Below are 14186 nucleotides of genomic sequence, written 5' to 3'. Positions count from 1 at the left end.
CCAGGCCAGCCAAGATCAGGACCACGAGACAGAAAACACCAAGCCTTCTCCACACGAGACCGGATCACACAACCACCAAAGCCCCGCGCGAGCCCCCTCGCCGGGGCTTTCGTGCGTTCGGGCACAGGGAAGGCCAAGGCACGCGGGGAAAGCGCAAGGCGGCGCGTCGTGCGGCGGCCGACGAATGCGTGGATGGTGCGCCAGACGCGCACCATGACGGCTGCGGGAGAGGGGAGCGCCACGAAGACCGGACGCGCACCCTGTCCGGGGGCGGCCGACGAATGCGTGGAGGGTGCGCCTGAAGCGCAGCAGGACGGTTGGGGCCCGGAAGGTGCGGCGCGGTCCGGCGAGAGGGGAGGGCGCCTTCGCGGGTGCGCTCACGCGTCTCCCTTCGCGATCCGCTTCAGGATGCGGTCGCGGCGCAGGCGGGACAGGCGCTGGAGCCAGAAGACGCCGTCGAGCTGGTCGATCTCGTGCTGCAGGCAGACGGACAGGAGACCGTCGGCGGACAGGGTTTGATCGCGGCCGTCGAGATCCTGGAACGCCACGCGCACCCGTTCCGGCCGAACCACCGCGCCCACGATGCCCGGCAGCGAAACGCTTGCCTCCGCGAGAACCGTGGCGACCGACGGAAAAGCCCCGCCGGGCGAGGGCGGGGCTTTGGCCGTCATGCGGCCGCCCTGTCGCGCGGGCGGCGGCTCATCCTGATTGTGACGAAGCGCTGCTCGGTGACGGAGCGCCGCTCCGTCGAGCGACCTGCCGGGCGACGGCCCCGGCGATCCTTGGCGGTCGACCGACTACTCCTTGGTCTTGCTGGAGACCTTGAGGTCCTTGTCGAGGTTGATGTCATACTGGCCGTCGGCGCAGAAGACGTCGTCCAGCTCGTAGCCGGTGTCGCTCGCCTCGATGTTGGCGGCGTCGACTTCGCACTGCATGTCGGCGAGCATCGCGTTGATCTTGGTGACGACCTCCGCCGGGGCTTCGGTCGCGAGAGCGGCGACGGGCGCCGTGGCGAGAGCGCCGGCGATGAGAAACGCTTTCAGCATGGTCCTCTGATCTCCTTGGCTTTTCTTCCTCGCGGTGGACCCGGTTGCCTGTCCACCGCCGACCGTTTTGTCGACGGACCGGTCGCGCCCGTGTGGCTCACCGCCGTCGACCGACGACATGTCCGTTCGGGCGTGTCACTGGATGGAGAGCGTCACGCGCTGTCCTTCGCCGCGCGTGCGCGGAATGCTGATCTCGAACGTCCCCGGCTTGATCGCGATGAAGGACAGGGTCGCCTCGCCGGCCTTGTCGAACTCGAGCGAATCGATCGCCATCGGCCGGATCTCGATCCCGTTGATGACGATCTCGTTCATCCAGATCGCCCGCAGGAAGTCCGCTCCGGCGAGCGCGAGTTCGGCCGATCCGTCGGCCGTGATCTGGAGCTCGTAGTAGGCGCCCGACTGAAGCTTCACCGGCTGCTCGCCCTCGTAGAGCGGCTTGCCGGAGGCGAGCGTCAGCTTGATCGGTTCGCCGCGGTTGCACTTGGCCAGAAGTCCGGCGAAGCCGAGCTTGGATCCGTCACAGAGCGGGGCGGCCGTGGCCGTCCCGGTGACGGCCGAGGCGGCGATCGCCAGTGCGAGCGCGATGGTTTTCATGGACTGCCTTCCTTCCCCTCCAAGAGCCTGCTCCTTGCGTTTCGAGGAACAGAACCGGCGCATCTGACGCGCGCCCATTCCCTCGCGGCCGGCCACTCTCGTGCACCGCCGGTCGGGGTCGCCCTGAAACGAGCCATGGCACCCTCCGCCGGGTCAAGTTACAGGTCGGTAACAAAGTCTCCAACGGGGCGGGTGCGACGTCGGTGCATCCGCGCGGGGCCGCGGCGAACGGCTCCGGGCCCCGCGCTCGACCGGGCCGCTTTACGCGGCGTGCCGCCTCGTCTAGAGCAGTCTTCGATCAGGTTGCACGACCTGATCGTTGCGAGAATGCTCCAGCGTCTTGAATCCGGAGCGATTTTTTTGGCGACCCGACGATTCCGTCAGGTCGGAAGGCGCCTTGGAGCCCGGGGCTTCGATCATGCGCCGAACAGGAGGCGCCCATGGGTCCGCCGCTCGATCCCGTCCCGTCCGATGACACGCTGCCCGCCTCCGCCGACGTGGTGGTGGTGGGCGGCGGCATCGTCGGGGTCGCGACGACGCTCGCCCTGGCGGAGCGCGGCGTCGACGTGCTCCTCCTGGAGAAGGGCGTCATCGCGGGCGAGCAGTCGAGCCGCAACTGGGGCTGGATCCGGGTCATGGGGCGGGACCTCCGCGAGGTGCCGCTGATGCTGGAGGCCCAGCGTCTGTGGGATGCCCTGGCGCCCCGGCTCGACACGGACATCGGCTATCGGCGCACCGGCATCCTCTACGTGTCGGCGACGGAGCGGGAGGTGGCAAATCGGGACGCCTGGGTGGCGGCCGCCCGGCCGTTCGGCGTCACCAGCCGGCAGATCGGCGCCGACGCGGCGCTCGCCCTCATGCCGGGCCTGGCGCTCAGGCCGCTCGGGGCGCTCCACACCCCCTCCGACGCCCGGGCCGAGCCCCAGAAGGCGGCGCCGGCGCTCGCCCGGCTCGCCCGCGGCCTTGGCGCCCGCATCGTCACCGGCTGCGCCGTGCGCGGCTTCGACCGGTCGGCCGGGCGGATCGCCGGCGTGGTGACGGAGCGCGGCGTCGTGCGCACGTCCGCCGTCGTGGTGGCGGGCGGGGCGTGGTCGCGGCTGATCCTGAAGGGCGTCGGCGTCGCCCTGCCGCAGCTGAAGGTGCGCAACAGCGTCGCCCGCACCCGGCCGGTCCCGGCCGGGCCGGACGGGGCGGCGGCGCTGGCCGGCTTCGCCTACCGGCGCCGGTTCGACGGCGGCTTCACCATCGCGGACGGCGACCGCAACGAACACACCCTGGTGCCGGACAGCGTCCGCTTCTTTCGCGCCTTCCAGCCGGCGTTCCGGGCCGAGGGCGAGTCGGTGCAGCTCGGCCTCGGCCGCCGCTTCCTGGACGAACTTCGGGAGATCCGCCCGGTGCCGCTCGACCGGCCGGGCGCGTTCGAGCGGACCCGCGTGCTCGACCCGGAGCCCGACAAGGCGAGCGCCGCCCGTGCGGTGGCCGCCATGGAGCGGGCCTTCCCGACGCTCGGGACGCTGCCGGTGGAGCAGGTCTGGGCGGGGCTGATCGACGTGACGCCCGACGCCGTGCCGGTGATCGGCCCCGTGGAGACGGTGCCGGGCCTCCTGGTCGCCACCGGCTTCTCCGGCCACGGCTTCGGCATCGGGCCGGGGGCCGGCCGTCTCGCCGCCGACCTCGTCACGGGCGCGCCGCCCATCGTGGACCCGGCGCCGTTCCGCCTGTCGCGGTTTCTGGACGGCACGCCCGTCACCCTCGCGCCGCCGGTCTGAGCGGGCGCGTCGGGCCGGCCCCGCCGCCGGCGGAGACGTGGCCGCCCCATGGCGCGGTCGGGTCAGACCCGGTCGAGCGCCCGGTGCGGCTCGGGCGGCAGCGTCACCGCGATGGCGTCGCCGGTCCGGATCGTTCCGCCCACGCGGACGACGCCCATCACGCCCGCCTTGCGGACGAGCCCGCCGTCCACGGTCTTCTCCACCACCTCGGCGAGGAGGCCGGGCTGGAAGGCGTCGATCTGGGCGCAGGGATTGCGCAGGCCCGTCAGCTCCACCACCGCACCGCCGGCGAACCGGAGCTCCGTGCCGACCGGCAGCGCCAGAAGGTCCACGCCGCGCGTGGTCACGTTCTCGCCGAGGTCGCCGGGGCGCACCCGGTGGCCGCGGGCGGCGAGCGCGTCGAAGAGCTCGCTCTGGATCAGGTGCACCTGCCGCAGGTTCGGCGCCGTCGGATCCTGGGCGACCCGCGAGCGGTGCTTCACGGTGACGCCCCGGTGGGCGTCGCCCTCCACCCCCTCGCCGGCGATCAGGCGGATCGCGCCGGCGAGGTCCTTGCTGAAGCGATGGTCGGCGGCGCGGGCGACCGCGATCACCATGGGGGCGAGCGTGCCGGGCATGGCGGGCGTCCCCGGTCAGCGGCGCGCGATCGGATAGGCCTTGCCGAGCGCGTGGGTGATCACGCCGGCGAGCGCGATCTTGACGAGATCGCCCGGGATGAACACCGCCATGCCGAGGGTGGTCTTCGCCAGGCGCTCACCGAGCGGCAGGCCGGCCTCGTTCGGCGCCATGGCGAGAAGCCAGGCGATGCCGGCCGCGTAGTCGATCACGATGCCGCCGAGGAGGCCGCCGAGGCCGACGCCGAGGAACGTGCGGCCGAGCGGGCTGCCGACCGGGGCGATCCGTTCGGCCACGAGGCCGGTCACGAAGGCGGCCGGGATCCAGCCGAGGATGAAGCCGCCGGTGGGTCCGCCGAGGACGCCGAGGCCGCCGCGCCCGCCGGAGAGCACCGGCAGACCGATCGCCACCAGCACCACCAGGAGCGCCGCCACGGCCGCGCCGCGCCAGGCTCCGAGGACGGCGCCGGCGAGGATGATGCCGAGGTTCTGCAGCACGATCGGCACCGGAAGCGCGGCGACCGGAATGCCCGGCACGGCGCCGAGCGCCACCACGAGGGCCGTGAAGAGAGCGACGAGAACGAGGTCGCGGGTGGTCATGCTGCAGTATCCCCCGAGGTCTTGGATGGTTGGGCGACGGCCGATCCGCCGGTGCCCGGATAGCCGCGCGCGTCCAGCGCCTCCGCCACCGCGTCGGCGGTTCTGAGGGTGCGGACGAGGAGCGGAATGAGAAGGCGCGGCGCGGAGGCCTTCAGGCCGCGCGCCTTGCGGGCCTCGTCGAGCGCCGCCGCGTGGGCTAGGAGCTCGGGCACGAACCGGATCACGAGCGCGATGGCGAGGCCGAGCCGCTCGGCCAGCCGCTCGCCGCCGGGGCCGAGGCGCGAAAGTCCGCGCTCCAGGAGATCCTGGATGTCGGCGGTGCGGGTCGTCACCGTCACGGCGGTGGCGAGCGACACGAGCGCCACCACGCGAAAGACGAAGATCACCCCGTCGCGCCAGGACCCGGCGAGGGCCGCGAGGCCGAGCACCACCAGGGTGATCCAGAGGAGGCCCATGGCCTGCCCGCGCACCAGGTCGCCCGGCGGCCGGGCGCTCGCCAGCAGGCCGGCCGCGGCGGCCGCCGCGACGGCGAGGAGGCCGATGTGGGTCGTCACCGTCAAGGCGACGCCCGCGATCGACAGCAGCGCGAGCTTCGGCCCCGCCGGCAGCCGATGCAGCGGCGTCGCGCCCGGTCGGTAGAGCGAGATCATGCGGCGCGCTCGCGGTAGAAGCGCACGGCCTCCGCCGGCGCGCCGTCGAACGCCACGCGGCCCGCCTCCAGGACGAGGCAGCGGTCGTAGCCCGCCACGAGGTCGAGGTCGTGGGTGATCACCAGGGCCGCCGCGTCCATGGCGTCGATCGCCCGGGCGACGGCGTTGCGGTTCCTGAGGTCCAGCTGGGTGGTCGGCTCGTCGAACACCACCAGGGCCGGCTCCATCACCAGCACCGCCGCCAGCGCCACCAGTTGACGCTGGCCGCCGCTGAGGCTGTGGCTCGACCGGTCGACGAGATCCCCGAGGCCGAAGCGCTCCAGGGCGCGCCGGGCGCCCGCCGCCGCGTCCTTGCGCGAGGCGCCGAGGGTCTTCAGGCCGAGCGCCACGTCCTCGCCGACGATCGGCAGCACGATCTGGTTCTCCGGCGCCTGGAACACGAAGCCCACCTTGCGGCGCACGGCGCGGCCGTCCGCCACCGTGTCGAGGCCGTCCACGGTCACGCGCCCCCTGGTCGGCGCCACGAGCCCGTTGACGAGCCGCCCGAGCGTGCTCTTGCCGGACCCGTTGAGCCCGAGGACGCCGATCCGCCGCTCGGCGAGATCGAGGTCGATGTCCCGGAGCACGGACGCGCCGCCGAGGTCCACCGCCACGCCGTCGAAGCGCACGCGCGGGCCGGCCGGGCGGCCGTCGTCCAGAAGAACCGGGGCGTTCGGGTGCATGTCCATGTCGATGCCCATGTGCGGGCGACCCATCCTCCTCGGATCGCGACGGCGCGGGATAGCAGCCCCCCGGAACCGTGTCCATCGGAACGAAGGATGTGCGACCACGCGGCCGGTCCGCTCACCAGGCGAGCGGCGTCCCCGTGAGGGCGAGCCCCTTGGCGACGCCGCGCGACACCTGGAGCGTCACCGGCTCTCCGGCCGGCCGGGCGCCCTCCAGGGCCACCGTCCGGCCGGGCGCCGTCACCAGGAGGCCGGGGGCGGGCAGGTCGGTGCTGAACGGCCGGGTCATCTCGTAGTGGTCGAGCGGCGGGCGCGACCAGTCCCGCTCCACGGCGATCGCAAGATCGCTGTCCCGCAGATAGTAGAGCGCCGCCGCCACGTCCGACCGCCGGTCGAGGATCAGCGTCCGCGCGCCCGTCTCCCGCGCCGCCCGTTCGGCCGCGAGCGCGAAGTCCCGCCAGCCGAGCACCCGCTCGAACGGCCGCGCGCCGCCGGGCAGGCGAAGCTCCGGCGCGAAGGCGGGACCGACGAGAAGGAGCGCCGCCACCACGCCATGGAGGCCGAGCGAGGCGCGGAACAGTCGCGGCCGGCTCGCCAGGAGCGCCACCACCAGCACGGTCGCGCCCGGATAGGCGGTCGCGGCCCAGTTGGCGTTCGCCCGAGAGATCAGGCCCTGGGCCGTGAAGGCGAGCACGATCGGCACGGAGGTGGCGATCAGGAAGCGGTCAGCCAGCGGCCGGTCGGTCCGCCACAGGCCGGCGGTGGCGGCGATCAGGCCGGCGAACAGGATCGGGCCGAACACGCCGAACTGCGCGCCGAAGAACTCCAGCGCGGCGCCCGGATGGAACAGCGCGCCCGTCCACTTGGCGTTGTCGCGGGTGTGCATCAGCGTCACGAAGTCGTTCTGGGCCTGCCAGATCGCGTTCGGCACCAGGCCGAGGAGGCCGCCGACGAGGCCCGCCCAGACCACCGGAGAGCGCAGCCGGCCCCGGAGCGCCGGCGTCAGCAGCAGGAAGGCGCCCACCAGCGCCGGCAGGAGCAGCATCGGGTACTTGGCGTTGAGCCCGAGCGCCACCGAACCGGCGAGCCCCGCCGCCGCCCATCCGTCGCCCCTGTCGATCAGCCGCACCGCCGCCACCAGCCCCGTCGCCCAGAAGAGGAGCAGCGGCACGTCGGTGGACACCAGCGTCGCCGACAGGGACACCGCCGGCAGGGTCGCGAAGGTGAGGGCGCTCCAGGCGCCCACCAGGGGCCCGTGGAGCCGGCTGCCCAGGTGATGGAGCGTCAGCGCCGTCAGGGTGTGCAGGATCGGGCTCGACAGCCGCACCGCCCATTCGGCGTCGCCGAAGAGGTTGGTGGTGATCCGGATCAGGAGCGCGATCAGGGGCGGCTTGGAATAATAGCCCCAGTCCAGCGCCTGCGACCACGTCCAGTACTGCGCCTCGTCGAAGTAGAGGTCGGTCCGGTTGACGAGCAGCGCCGCCACCCGGAGCGCGCCGATCGCCACCACGGCGAGGAGCAGCGCCCGCGCCAGATCGGGGCGGTCGGTCGGGGCGGCGGGGCGGGCAAGGTCCATGGTGTCTCCGCGGGCGGACGGTGAAGCCGCCCACCGGCGTCCCACGGTCCGGACATCCCATGCAAGTGCGTCATGACAAAAAAATGTCGCCGGGGGGTTTCCATGTCGATCAGCAGAAGCTATATGAGCCTCGTCGCCGCGAAACACCGGCGACTGTGACGCGGGGTGGAGCAGCCCGGTAGCTCGTCAGGCTCATAACCTGAAGGTCGTAGGTTCAAATCCTGCCCCCGCAACCATCGCTTCTTTGAAGCCGAAGATCCCGGGAAACCGGGATCTTTTCGTTTCTGGCGATCACTTCTCCTTTACAGTCGCGGATCCCCGGCTCGTCTCGGCCCCTGCGCCGAGGCGCGGCCGTTGCTGGCCGCTCGTCTTCCCGACCGGCGAACCGAGCCCGACGGCTTGACCGAGGGCGCCGCCTTGCCGTACCTGCGGCGGGACCTGCGCTCCCTCGTGTCCCCGTCCGGAGGCCGCCGTTGATCCGTCACATCGTCTTCTTCACAGCCCGCGACCCGGCGGACGTGGGACGGATCGTCGACGGCCTGTCGATCCTCTGCGCCATCCCCCACGCCCGCCTGCTGGAGGTGGTGGAGAACGGCCGCAAGGACCAGATCGCCAACGAGGTGGACGTGGTGGTCTACGGCGAGTTCGACGACGAGGCCGCGCTCGCCGCCTACAAGGCCCATCCGCTCTACGACGAGGCGATCCGCCGGGTCCGGCCGCTGCGCGACCTGCGCTTCGCCGCCGACTACGAGGCTCCCGCCGGCTGACCGGGCAGCCTCACCGGAAGGCGAGGCACGGGTCCTCCCGCGCCGGCTCCGGCCCGGTCGGCACCACCGCGTCGAACGGTTCGCCGCCACCGCTCCCACCGTCTCCGCCCCGCAAGGCGACCGCGTGCACCGCCAGCCCCGGCGCGGAGCGGGCCAGCACGGCCGGCACGCCCCAGTCCCGCCGGGCGTGGCCCTGGCCGGCGATCAGCACCACCGGTCCCCGGCTCGCCGCTTCCCGGATCACCGCCGCCATGGAGCCGTCGCGGGCCCGCTGCACCAGGATCATGGGCTCGATCGCCGTCTCCGGCAGCATGCCGCAGTGGGAGGCGCGCAGGGTCTCGGCAAGGTCGGCCCGCGCGTCCGGGGCAAGGTCCGCGTCGAGGCCGAGCACGGCCAGGCGCTCCGGGTCCAGGGGGTCCGCCCCGGCGCTCAGCCGGCGCTTCTCGGCCGCGGGCAGGTCGCCGCCCCGGATCGGCAGGCCGTTCGCCACCGCCGCGGCGAACACCGGCTCGTAGATTGCGAAGTCGCCCCAGCCCCGGTCCGACCACGAGACGGCCGGGCCGATTCCCGCCACGTCGCCGGGCTTCTCCGCCAGGTGCCGGTCGAGCGCGTCTTGGAGGTCGGTCGGGATCATCTCGAACACCACCGTCGGCCGCCGGCCGAGGTCCACCATCCGGCGAATGGCCTTCGCCTGGATCTCGTGATGGCGGGGGTCGTCGTGCACCTCCCCGAGGATGACGAGGTCCGCCGACCGGAGCGCGTCGTCCATGGCGTCCAGCGCCCCCGGCGCGCTGCGGACGGGCGAAAGGCCGAGCGTCAGCAGCGCGGCGGTCAGCAGCAGGGGGCGCACAGGCATGGGAGTTCACTCTCCGTCGAACCTCGTGTGGCCGATATGCGCCCCTTCGGCCGGCCGTCAAGGCGTCGTCGGCCCCGGTGCTTCCGGACGGAGCGTCTCGTCCGCCCCGCGTGCATAATGAATATGTGCTATTTTATGTTGCAAATCCGGCGCGTCTGAACCGATTTTTTACAAGGGTCCGCTTATAAGTAGTCCGAAAGAGGACCGACCGTCATGCGCTTCGACCCGGCCGACGAACACCAGCGCCTGAAGGAACTGCACCGCTACCGGATTCTGGACACCCGCCGGGACGCGGCATTCGACGACCTGTGCGAACTCGCCCGCGCGGCGCTCGACATGCCGATGGCCGGCATCGGCTTCGTGGACAAGGACCGGATCTGGTTCAAATCGGCGATCGGCCTGACCGCTCCGTCCTTCTCCCGGCAGGGCACGCTCGTCGGCGCGGCGGTGGACCATGGCGGCCACCTGGAGGTCGCGGACGCCTGCGCCGATCCGCGCTTCGTCGACCATCCGCTCGTGGTGGGGCCGCCCCATCTGCGCTTCTTCGCCAGCGTGCCCATCACGGTCCGGGACGGGCTGGTGATCGGGGTCCTCTGCGTCGGCGGCACTGAGCCGCGCCGGCTCGCCGACAACCAGCGCTTCGTCATGGAGCGCATTGCCCATTCGGTGGTCGACAGGCTTCGCCTCCATCGTCTCGGCCTGGAACGGGCCCGGGACAACATGCGCACGCGCGCCCGCAACGCCAAGATCGCAGCCCAGCAGTCGGAGATCGGCAAGCAGCGCCTGCTTCTGGAGCAGACGACCCGGATCGCCCGGATCGGCGGTTGGGAATATGACGTCAAGGCGCGGCGGCTGGTCTGGTCCGACCAGATCTTCCGCATCCTGGACATGCCGGTGGGTTCGCCGCCCCCGTTCGAGACCGTCACCCGCTTCTATGCGGACGGCGACCGCGACATGGTGCACGCCCACATGAAGGCGGCCCTCACCCAGGGCATCCCGTTCGAGGCGGAGTTCAAGGTGATCACCGAGCAGGGCCGACGGCGCTGGGTGCGCTGCGTCTGCGAGGCGGAGCGCACCAAGACGGGCGTCTCGCGCCTGATCGGCACCATCCAGGACGTGACGGACCAGCGGGCCGCCGAGGAGGAGGTCCAGTATGTCGCCACCCACGACGTGCTCACGGGCCTCCCCAACCGGCGGGTGTTCCAGGACAGGCTCGAGGCCGGCCTCGCGGTCGGCGGCAGGGACGCGCGCCACGGCCTGCTCATGATCGACATCGACCACTTCAAGGAGGTGAACGACGGCCTCGGCCATCACGCCGGCGACGCGCTCCTCGCCGAAGTCGCGCTCCGCCTGCGGCGGTCGGCCGGCGAAGGGGCGATCGTGGCGCGGCTCGGGGGCGACGAGTTCGCCGTGCTGATCCTCAACCTGCCGAACCTTGCCAACCTGGACCGGGTGGCCGGCCTGGTGGCCGACAGCCTGAGCGAGAGCGTCCGCTACGGGGACGAGTCGATCCCGGTGACGGCCAGCATCGGCGTGGTGATCGGCCGCACCGGCGACGGCGCCGACCAGCTTCTCAAGGACGCCGACATCGCCCTCTACGAGGCCAAGACCGCCGGCCGGAACCGGGTGGTGCGGTTCCACCGCGCCATGCGCGAGGAGATGGAGCTCAAGCAGTCGATCCTGCGGTCCATGCGGCAGGCGGTCGCCAACCCGGGCAATCTCCTCCTCTACTATCAGCCGAAGACCTGCCTGCGCACCGGCGGCCTGCTCGGCTTCGAGGCGCTCGTTCGCTGGCGCCGGCCGGACGGCGCGGTGGTCGGGCCGAGCCTCTTCATGCCCGCCCTGGAGGATCCGCAGCTCAGCCAGATCATCGGCGACCTGGTGCTCGATCAGGCGCTCAGGCAGGCCCAGGACTGGCGGACCCGGGGGCTGGCCTTCGGGACGATCGCGATCAACGTCGCCACCAGCCAGTTCCGCCGCGGCGATCTGGCCGGCCTGATCCTGACCGGTCTCAAGTCGCACGGGCTGCCGCCGGAGGCGCTCACGGTCGAGGTCACCGAGAACGTCCTCCTCGCCAAGGACATCCGCAACGTGGCGGAGACCCTGAACGCCCTCTCGCGCGCCGGCGTGCGGATCTCCCTCGACGACTTCGGAACGGGTTATGCGTCGCTCACGCACCTGAAGGACTTTCCGGTCGACATGCTGAAGATCGACCGCTCGTTCGTCAGCAACCTGGTCACCAGCCCGGAGAGCCACGCCATCGTACGGGCGATGATCGGGCTCGCCCACGACCTCGGGGTCCAGGTGGTCTGCGAGGGGGTCGAGACGGAGCAGCAGCGCGACATCCTGGTCGCGCTCGGGTCCGACTTCGCTCAGGGATATCTGTTCGCCCGCCCCATGCCGGCCGACCTGGTCGAGCAGTCCTGCTTCACCGCCACCGGGGACAAGCGCATCCAGGTCGCCTGATCGCGGGCGGCCGAAGGGGCGCTTGTCCGCCATCCGGCCCTCTCGGGCGACATCGGCCGACAGCAGGGCGGATGTGGCCCGACGTGGCCGCCGGATGCCGACGACACCCCGGCATCGATGCGCCGGTCGCCCGGCGAGGGCGACCGCGGCATTCAGGCTTCAAGAGCAACGGTCCGCCGCCGGCGGAGCCGCCTCCGGTGTGGGTCCGAGACGCCACGGGCCGGCCACGACACCGCCGACGTCGGATCAGGCCTTCAGGGCCGCCGCGTCCCGGGCCAGCGCCTCGATCCGGCCCCAGTCGCCGGCCTTCACGGCGTCCGCCGGGGCCACCCAGGAGCCGCCGACGCAGACCACGTTCGGCAACTTCAGGTAGTCGCGGGCGTTCTCGGCGGTCACGCCGCCGGTCGGGCAGAAGAGCACGTCGGCGATCGGAGACGCCAACGACTTCAGGTAGTTGGGGCCGCCGGCCGGGCCGGCGGGGAAGAATTTCAGGATCTTGAAGCCGCGCTCGCGGGCCATCAGGGCCTCCGACGCGGTTGCGACGCCGGGCAGGATCGGCACGCCGAGGTCCAGGGCGGCGTCCAGGATCGCCGGGGTCGTGCCCGGGCTCACCAGGAACTTGGCGCCGGCCGCCACCGCCTCCCGGGCCTGGGCGGGGTCCAGGATGGTCCCGGCCCCGACGACGCCCCCCTCGATGGCGCTCATGGCCTCGATCGCCTGGAGCGCGCAATCGGTCCGGAGCGTCACCTCCAGTGCCGGCAAGCCCCCGGAAACCAAGGCTTTTCCGAGCGGCTCGGCGTCCTCCAGGCGGTCCACGATGAGCACCGGCACCACGGGGGCGCGGCGGAGAACGGCGAGAAGGGCCTGCGTGTCGATCATGACGGTCGCCTCGTCGGGCTGTTGCCATGCGCCAGATGCATCGATCGGCGCGGCATGCGGAGGGACAAGGCACGCCTAGAGCGCTTTCCGACCTGACGGAATCGTCAGGTCGACAAGAAAACGCTCCAGATTCAATAAGCTGGAGCATTCTCCCGGCGATCAAGTCGTGCAACTTGATCGGAGAATGCTCTAGCGCCCTCAGACTTTCGGCGCAAGGCCGTTTCGTCGCACCGCCGCGAGATCTCCTCGTCGACAAGCGGTCATCGATCGAGCATGCTGAGGAAGGAGTTGGCCCAGTGCTTGGCGTCGCCTTCCACGAGGCGCGTGTAGAGGGCATGGTGTCTGGCCCGGCGCTCGTCGAGTGGCATGTCGAGGGCCGCCTTGATGGCGCTCGCCACCTCGTCGGCGGCGTAGGGATTGACGATCAGGGCCTCGCCCATGCTCTCCGCCGCGCCGGCGAAGCGCGACAGGAGAAGGACGCCCGGGTCCTGGTGGTCCTGCGCGGCCACATATTCCTTGGCGACGAGGTTCATGCCGTCGCGCAGCGGCGTCACCAGCGCCATCCGGCTCGCCCGGTAGACGCCGGACAGCGCCCGGCGGGGAAATCCCCGCGTGATGAAGCGGATGGGCGTCCAGTCCACGTCCGCGAAACGGCCGTTGATATGCCCGGCCAGGTGTTCCAGCTCCCGCCGGATCTCCGCGTAGGCATCCACTTCCGAGCGCGACGGCGGCGCCACCTGAAGCAGGCTGACCTTGCCCCGGTGCTCCGGATAATCGTCGAAGAAGCGCTCCACCGCCCGGAAGCGGTGGGGGATTCCTTTCGAATAATCAATGCGGTCCACCCCCACGATCTGCCGGCGGCCGTTGAGGTGGCGCTCCAGGCGGAGGCGCTCGCGCCGGCCTTCCGGGCCGTCGGCGAACTCGTGGAAGCCCTCGGTGTCGATGCCGATCGGGAAGGCCGCCACCCGGGCGATCCGGCCCCAGGCCTCCACCCGGCCGTCGCCGAGGTCCACGCCGCCGGCCTCCTCCCGGAGGTAGTCGACGAAATGGCGCCGGTCCCGGTCGGTCTGGAGCCCGATCAGGTCGTAGGCGAGCAGCGAGCGGACGAGGTCCCGGTGGCGCGGCAGGGCGCTCAGCATGTCCGGCGGCGGGAAGGGGATGTGCAGGAAGAAGCCGATCCGGTTCTCCACGCCCATCCGGCGGAGCTCGGCGCCGAGATGGAAGAAGTGGTAGTCGTGCACCCAGATCTGGTCGTCCGAGCGCAGGAGCGGCAGGAGGCGGGCGGCGAACCGCTCGTTCACCCGGCGGTAGCCGGCTTCGAAGACGGGCGAGAACTCCGCGATGTCGAGGCGGTAGTGGAGGACCGGCCAGAGCGTCCGGTTGGCGTAGCCGGCGTAGAACTCCGCGTTGTCGGTGGCGTCGATGTCGATGGTGCAGAGCTCCACCGTTTTGCTGCGCTCGCGCCGGAGCTCGGAGAACGTGCCGACGTCGCTGATCTCGCCGGACCAGCCGAACCAGACGCCGCCGCGCTCGCGCAGCATGTCCACCAGCGCAACCGCGAGGCCGCCGGCCTTGCCCGTGTCCTTCAGCGGTCCAACCCGGTTGGACACCACCACGAGCCGCTTCATCGACGCCGATCCCCCT

Annotated in this window: 13 protein-coding genes, 1 tRNA gene and 1 pseudogene; 4 read left to right on the top strand and 11 right to left on the bottom strand. The window is 71.8% G+C overall.

All coding sequences use genetic code 11. The features are described 5' to 3' along the window. Positions 1–377: 377 nt before the first annotated feature. The 3 genes and pseudogenes from HND91_RS21180 to HND91_RS21170 all read right to left on the bottom strand — a co-directional run. Positions 378–608 (bottom strand): annotated as a pseudogene (locus HND91_RS21180) (peptide deformylase); the annotation flags it as partial. Between the two features lie 189 nt (positions 609–797). Further along, positions 798–1046, bottom strand: coding sequence for a PepSY domain-containing protein (locus tag HND91_RS21175; RefSeq protein ID WP_181708599.1), 249 nt, complete (start codon positions 1044–1046; stop codon positions 798–800). 135 nt (positions 1047–1181) lie between these two features. Then, positions 1182–1640, bottom strand: a complete 459-nt coding sequence (locus HND91_RS21170; RefSeq protein WP_181708598.1) for a cupredoxin domain-containing protein — start codon at positions 1638–1640, stop codon at positions 1182–1184. Between the two features lie 440 nt (positions 1641–2080). On the opposite strand from HND91_RS21170, the gene HND91_RS21165 reads away from it, so the two are divergent. Then, a complete protein-coding gene (locus HND91_RS21165; protein ID WP_181708597.1) occupies positions 2081–3409 on the top strand; it encodes an NAD(P)/FAD-dependent oxidoreductase in 1329 nt (442 codons plus the stop codon). 62 nt (positions 3410–3471) lie between these two features. On the opposite strand, the gene HND91_RS21160 is transcribed toward HND91_RS21165, so the two are convergent. The 5 genes from HND91_RS21160 to HND91_RS21140 all read right to left on the bottom strand — a co-directional run bounded on the left by HND91_RS21160 (position 3472) and on the right by HND91_RS21140 (position 7574). Then, complete coding sequence (locus HND91_RS21160; RefSeq protein ID WP_181708596.1) at positions 3472–4026, bottom strand: MOSC domain-containing protein; 555 nt, start codon at positions 4024–4026, stop codon at positions 3472–3474. A 15-nt stretch (positions 4027–4041) separates the two neighbouring features. Then, on the bottom strand, positions 4042–4623 hold the full coding sequence (locus tag HND91_RS21155) for a biotin transporter BioY (protein WP_181708595.1): 582 nt from the start codon (positions 4621–4623) through the stop codon (positions 4042–4044). Then, entirely contained in the window at positions 4620–5273 is a 654-nt protein-coding gene (locus HND91_RS21150) for an energy-coupling factor transporter transmembrane component T family protein (RefSeq protein ID WP_181708594.1), read from the bottom strand. The genes HND91_RS21155 and HND91_RS21150 overlap by 4 nt, the downstream gene beginning before the upstream one ends. Further along, positions 5270–5995 (bottom strand): energy-coupling factor ABC transporter ATP-binding protein, encoded by a 726-nt coding sequence (locus HND91_RS21145; protein ID WP_181708604.1) that lies wholly within the window; start codon positions 5993–5995, stop codon positions 5270–5272. Before HND91_RS21145 ends, HND91_RS21150 begins: the two co-directional genes overlap by 4 nt. 121 nt (positions 5996–6116) lie before the next feature. After that, positions 6117–7574: an ArnT family glycosyltransferase gene (locus HND91_RS21140; RefSeq protein WP_181708593.1), complete on the bottom strand. Its 1458-nt coding sequence runs from the start codon at positions 7572–7574 to the stop codon at positions 6117–6119. A gap of 159 nt (positions 7575–7733) precedes the next feature. Here HND91_RS21140 and HND91_RS21135 point away from each other — a divergent pair. Both HND91_RS21135 and HND91_RS21130 read left to right on the top strand, forming a co-directional pair. Further along, positions 7734–7810: transfer RNA gene (locus HND91_RS21135), tRNA-Met, on the top strand. 237 nt (positions 7811–8047) lie between these two features. After that, a complete protein-coding gene (locus HND91_RS21130) occupies positions 8048–8341 on the top strand; it encodes a Dabb family protein (protein ID WP_181708592.1) in 294 nt (97 codons plus the stop codon). A gap of 10 nt (positions 8342–8351) precedes the next feature. Here the strand turns inward: HND91_RS21130 and HND91_RS21125 are convergent, their stop codons facing one another. Further along, positions 8352–9197: a ChaN family lipoprotein gene (locus HND91_RS21125; protein WP_181708591.1), complete on the bottom strand. Its 846-nt coding sequence runs from the start codon at positions 9195–9197 to the stop codon at positions 8352–8354. A gap of 213 nt (positions 9198–9410) precedes the next feature. On the opposite strand from HND91_RS21125, the gene HND91_RS21120 reads away from it, so the two are divergent. Continuing rightward, the gene (locus tag HND91_RS21120; RefSeq protein WP_181708590.1) at positions 9411–11663 is read left to right on the top strand and encodes a putative bifunctional diguanylate cyclase/phosphodiesterase; all 2253 of its coding nucleotides are present in this window, start codon (positions 9411–9413) and stop codon (positions 11661–11663) included. A 246-nt stretch (positions 11664–11909) separates the two neighbouring features. Here HND91_RS21120 and eda read toward each other — a convergent pair whose 3' ends face one another. Both eda and HND91_RS21110 read right to left on the bottom strand, forming a co-directional pair. Next, complete coding sequence (gene eda / locus HND91_RS21115; protein WP_181708589.1) at positions 11910–12542, bottom strand: bifunctional 4-hydroxy-2-oxoglutarate aldolase/2-dehydro-3-deoxy-phosphogluconate aldolase; 633 nt, start codon at positions 12540–12542, stop codon at positions 11910–11912. Between the two features lie 260 nt (positions 12543–12802). After that, the gene (locus HND91_RS21110) at positions 12803–14170 is read right to left on the bottom strand and encodes an alpha,alpha-trehalose-phosphate synthase (UDP-forming) (RefSeq protein WP_181708588.1); all 1368 of its coding nucleotides are present in this window, start codon (positions 14168–14170) and stop codon (positions 12803–12805) included. Between the last annotated feature and the right edge of the window lie 16 nt (positions 14171–14186).

The organism is Chthonobacter rhizosphaerae (genome assembly GCF_013839525.1).
Taxonomy (GTDB): domain Bacteria; phylum Pseudomonadota; class Alphaproteobacteria; order Rhizobiales; family Pleomorphomonadaceae; genus Chthonobacter; species Chthonobacter rhizosphaerae.
This window is presented reverse-complemented; position numbering and strand designations above follow the sequence as displayed.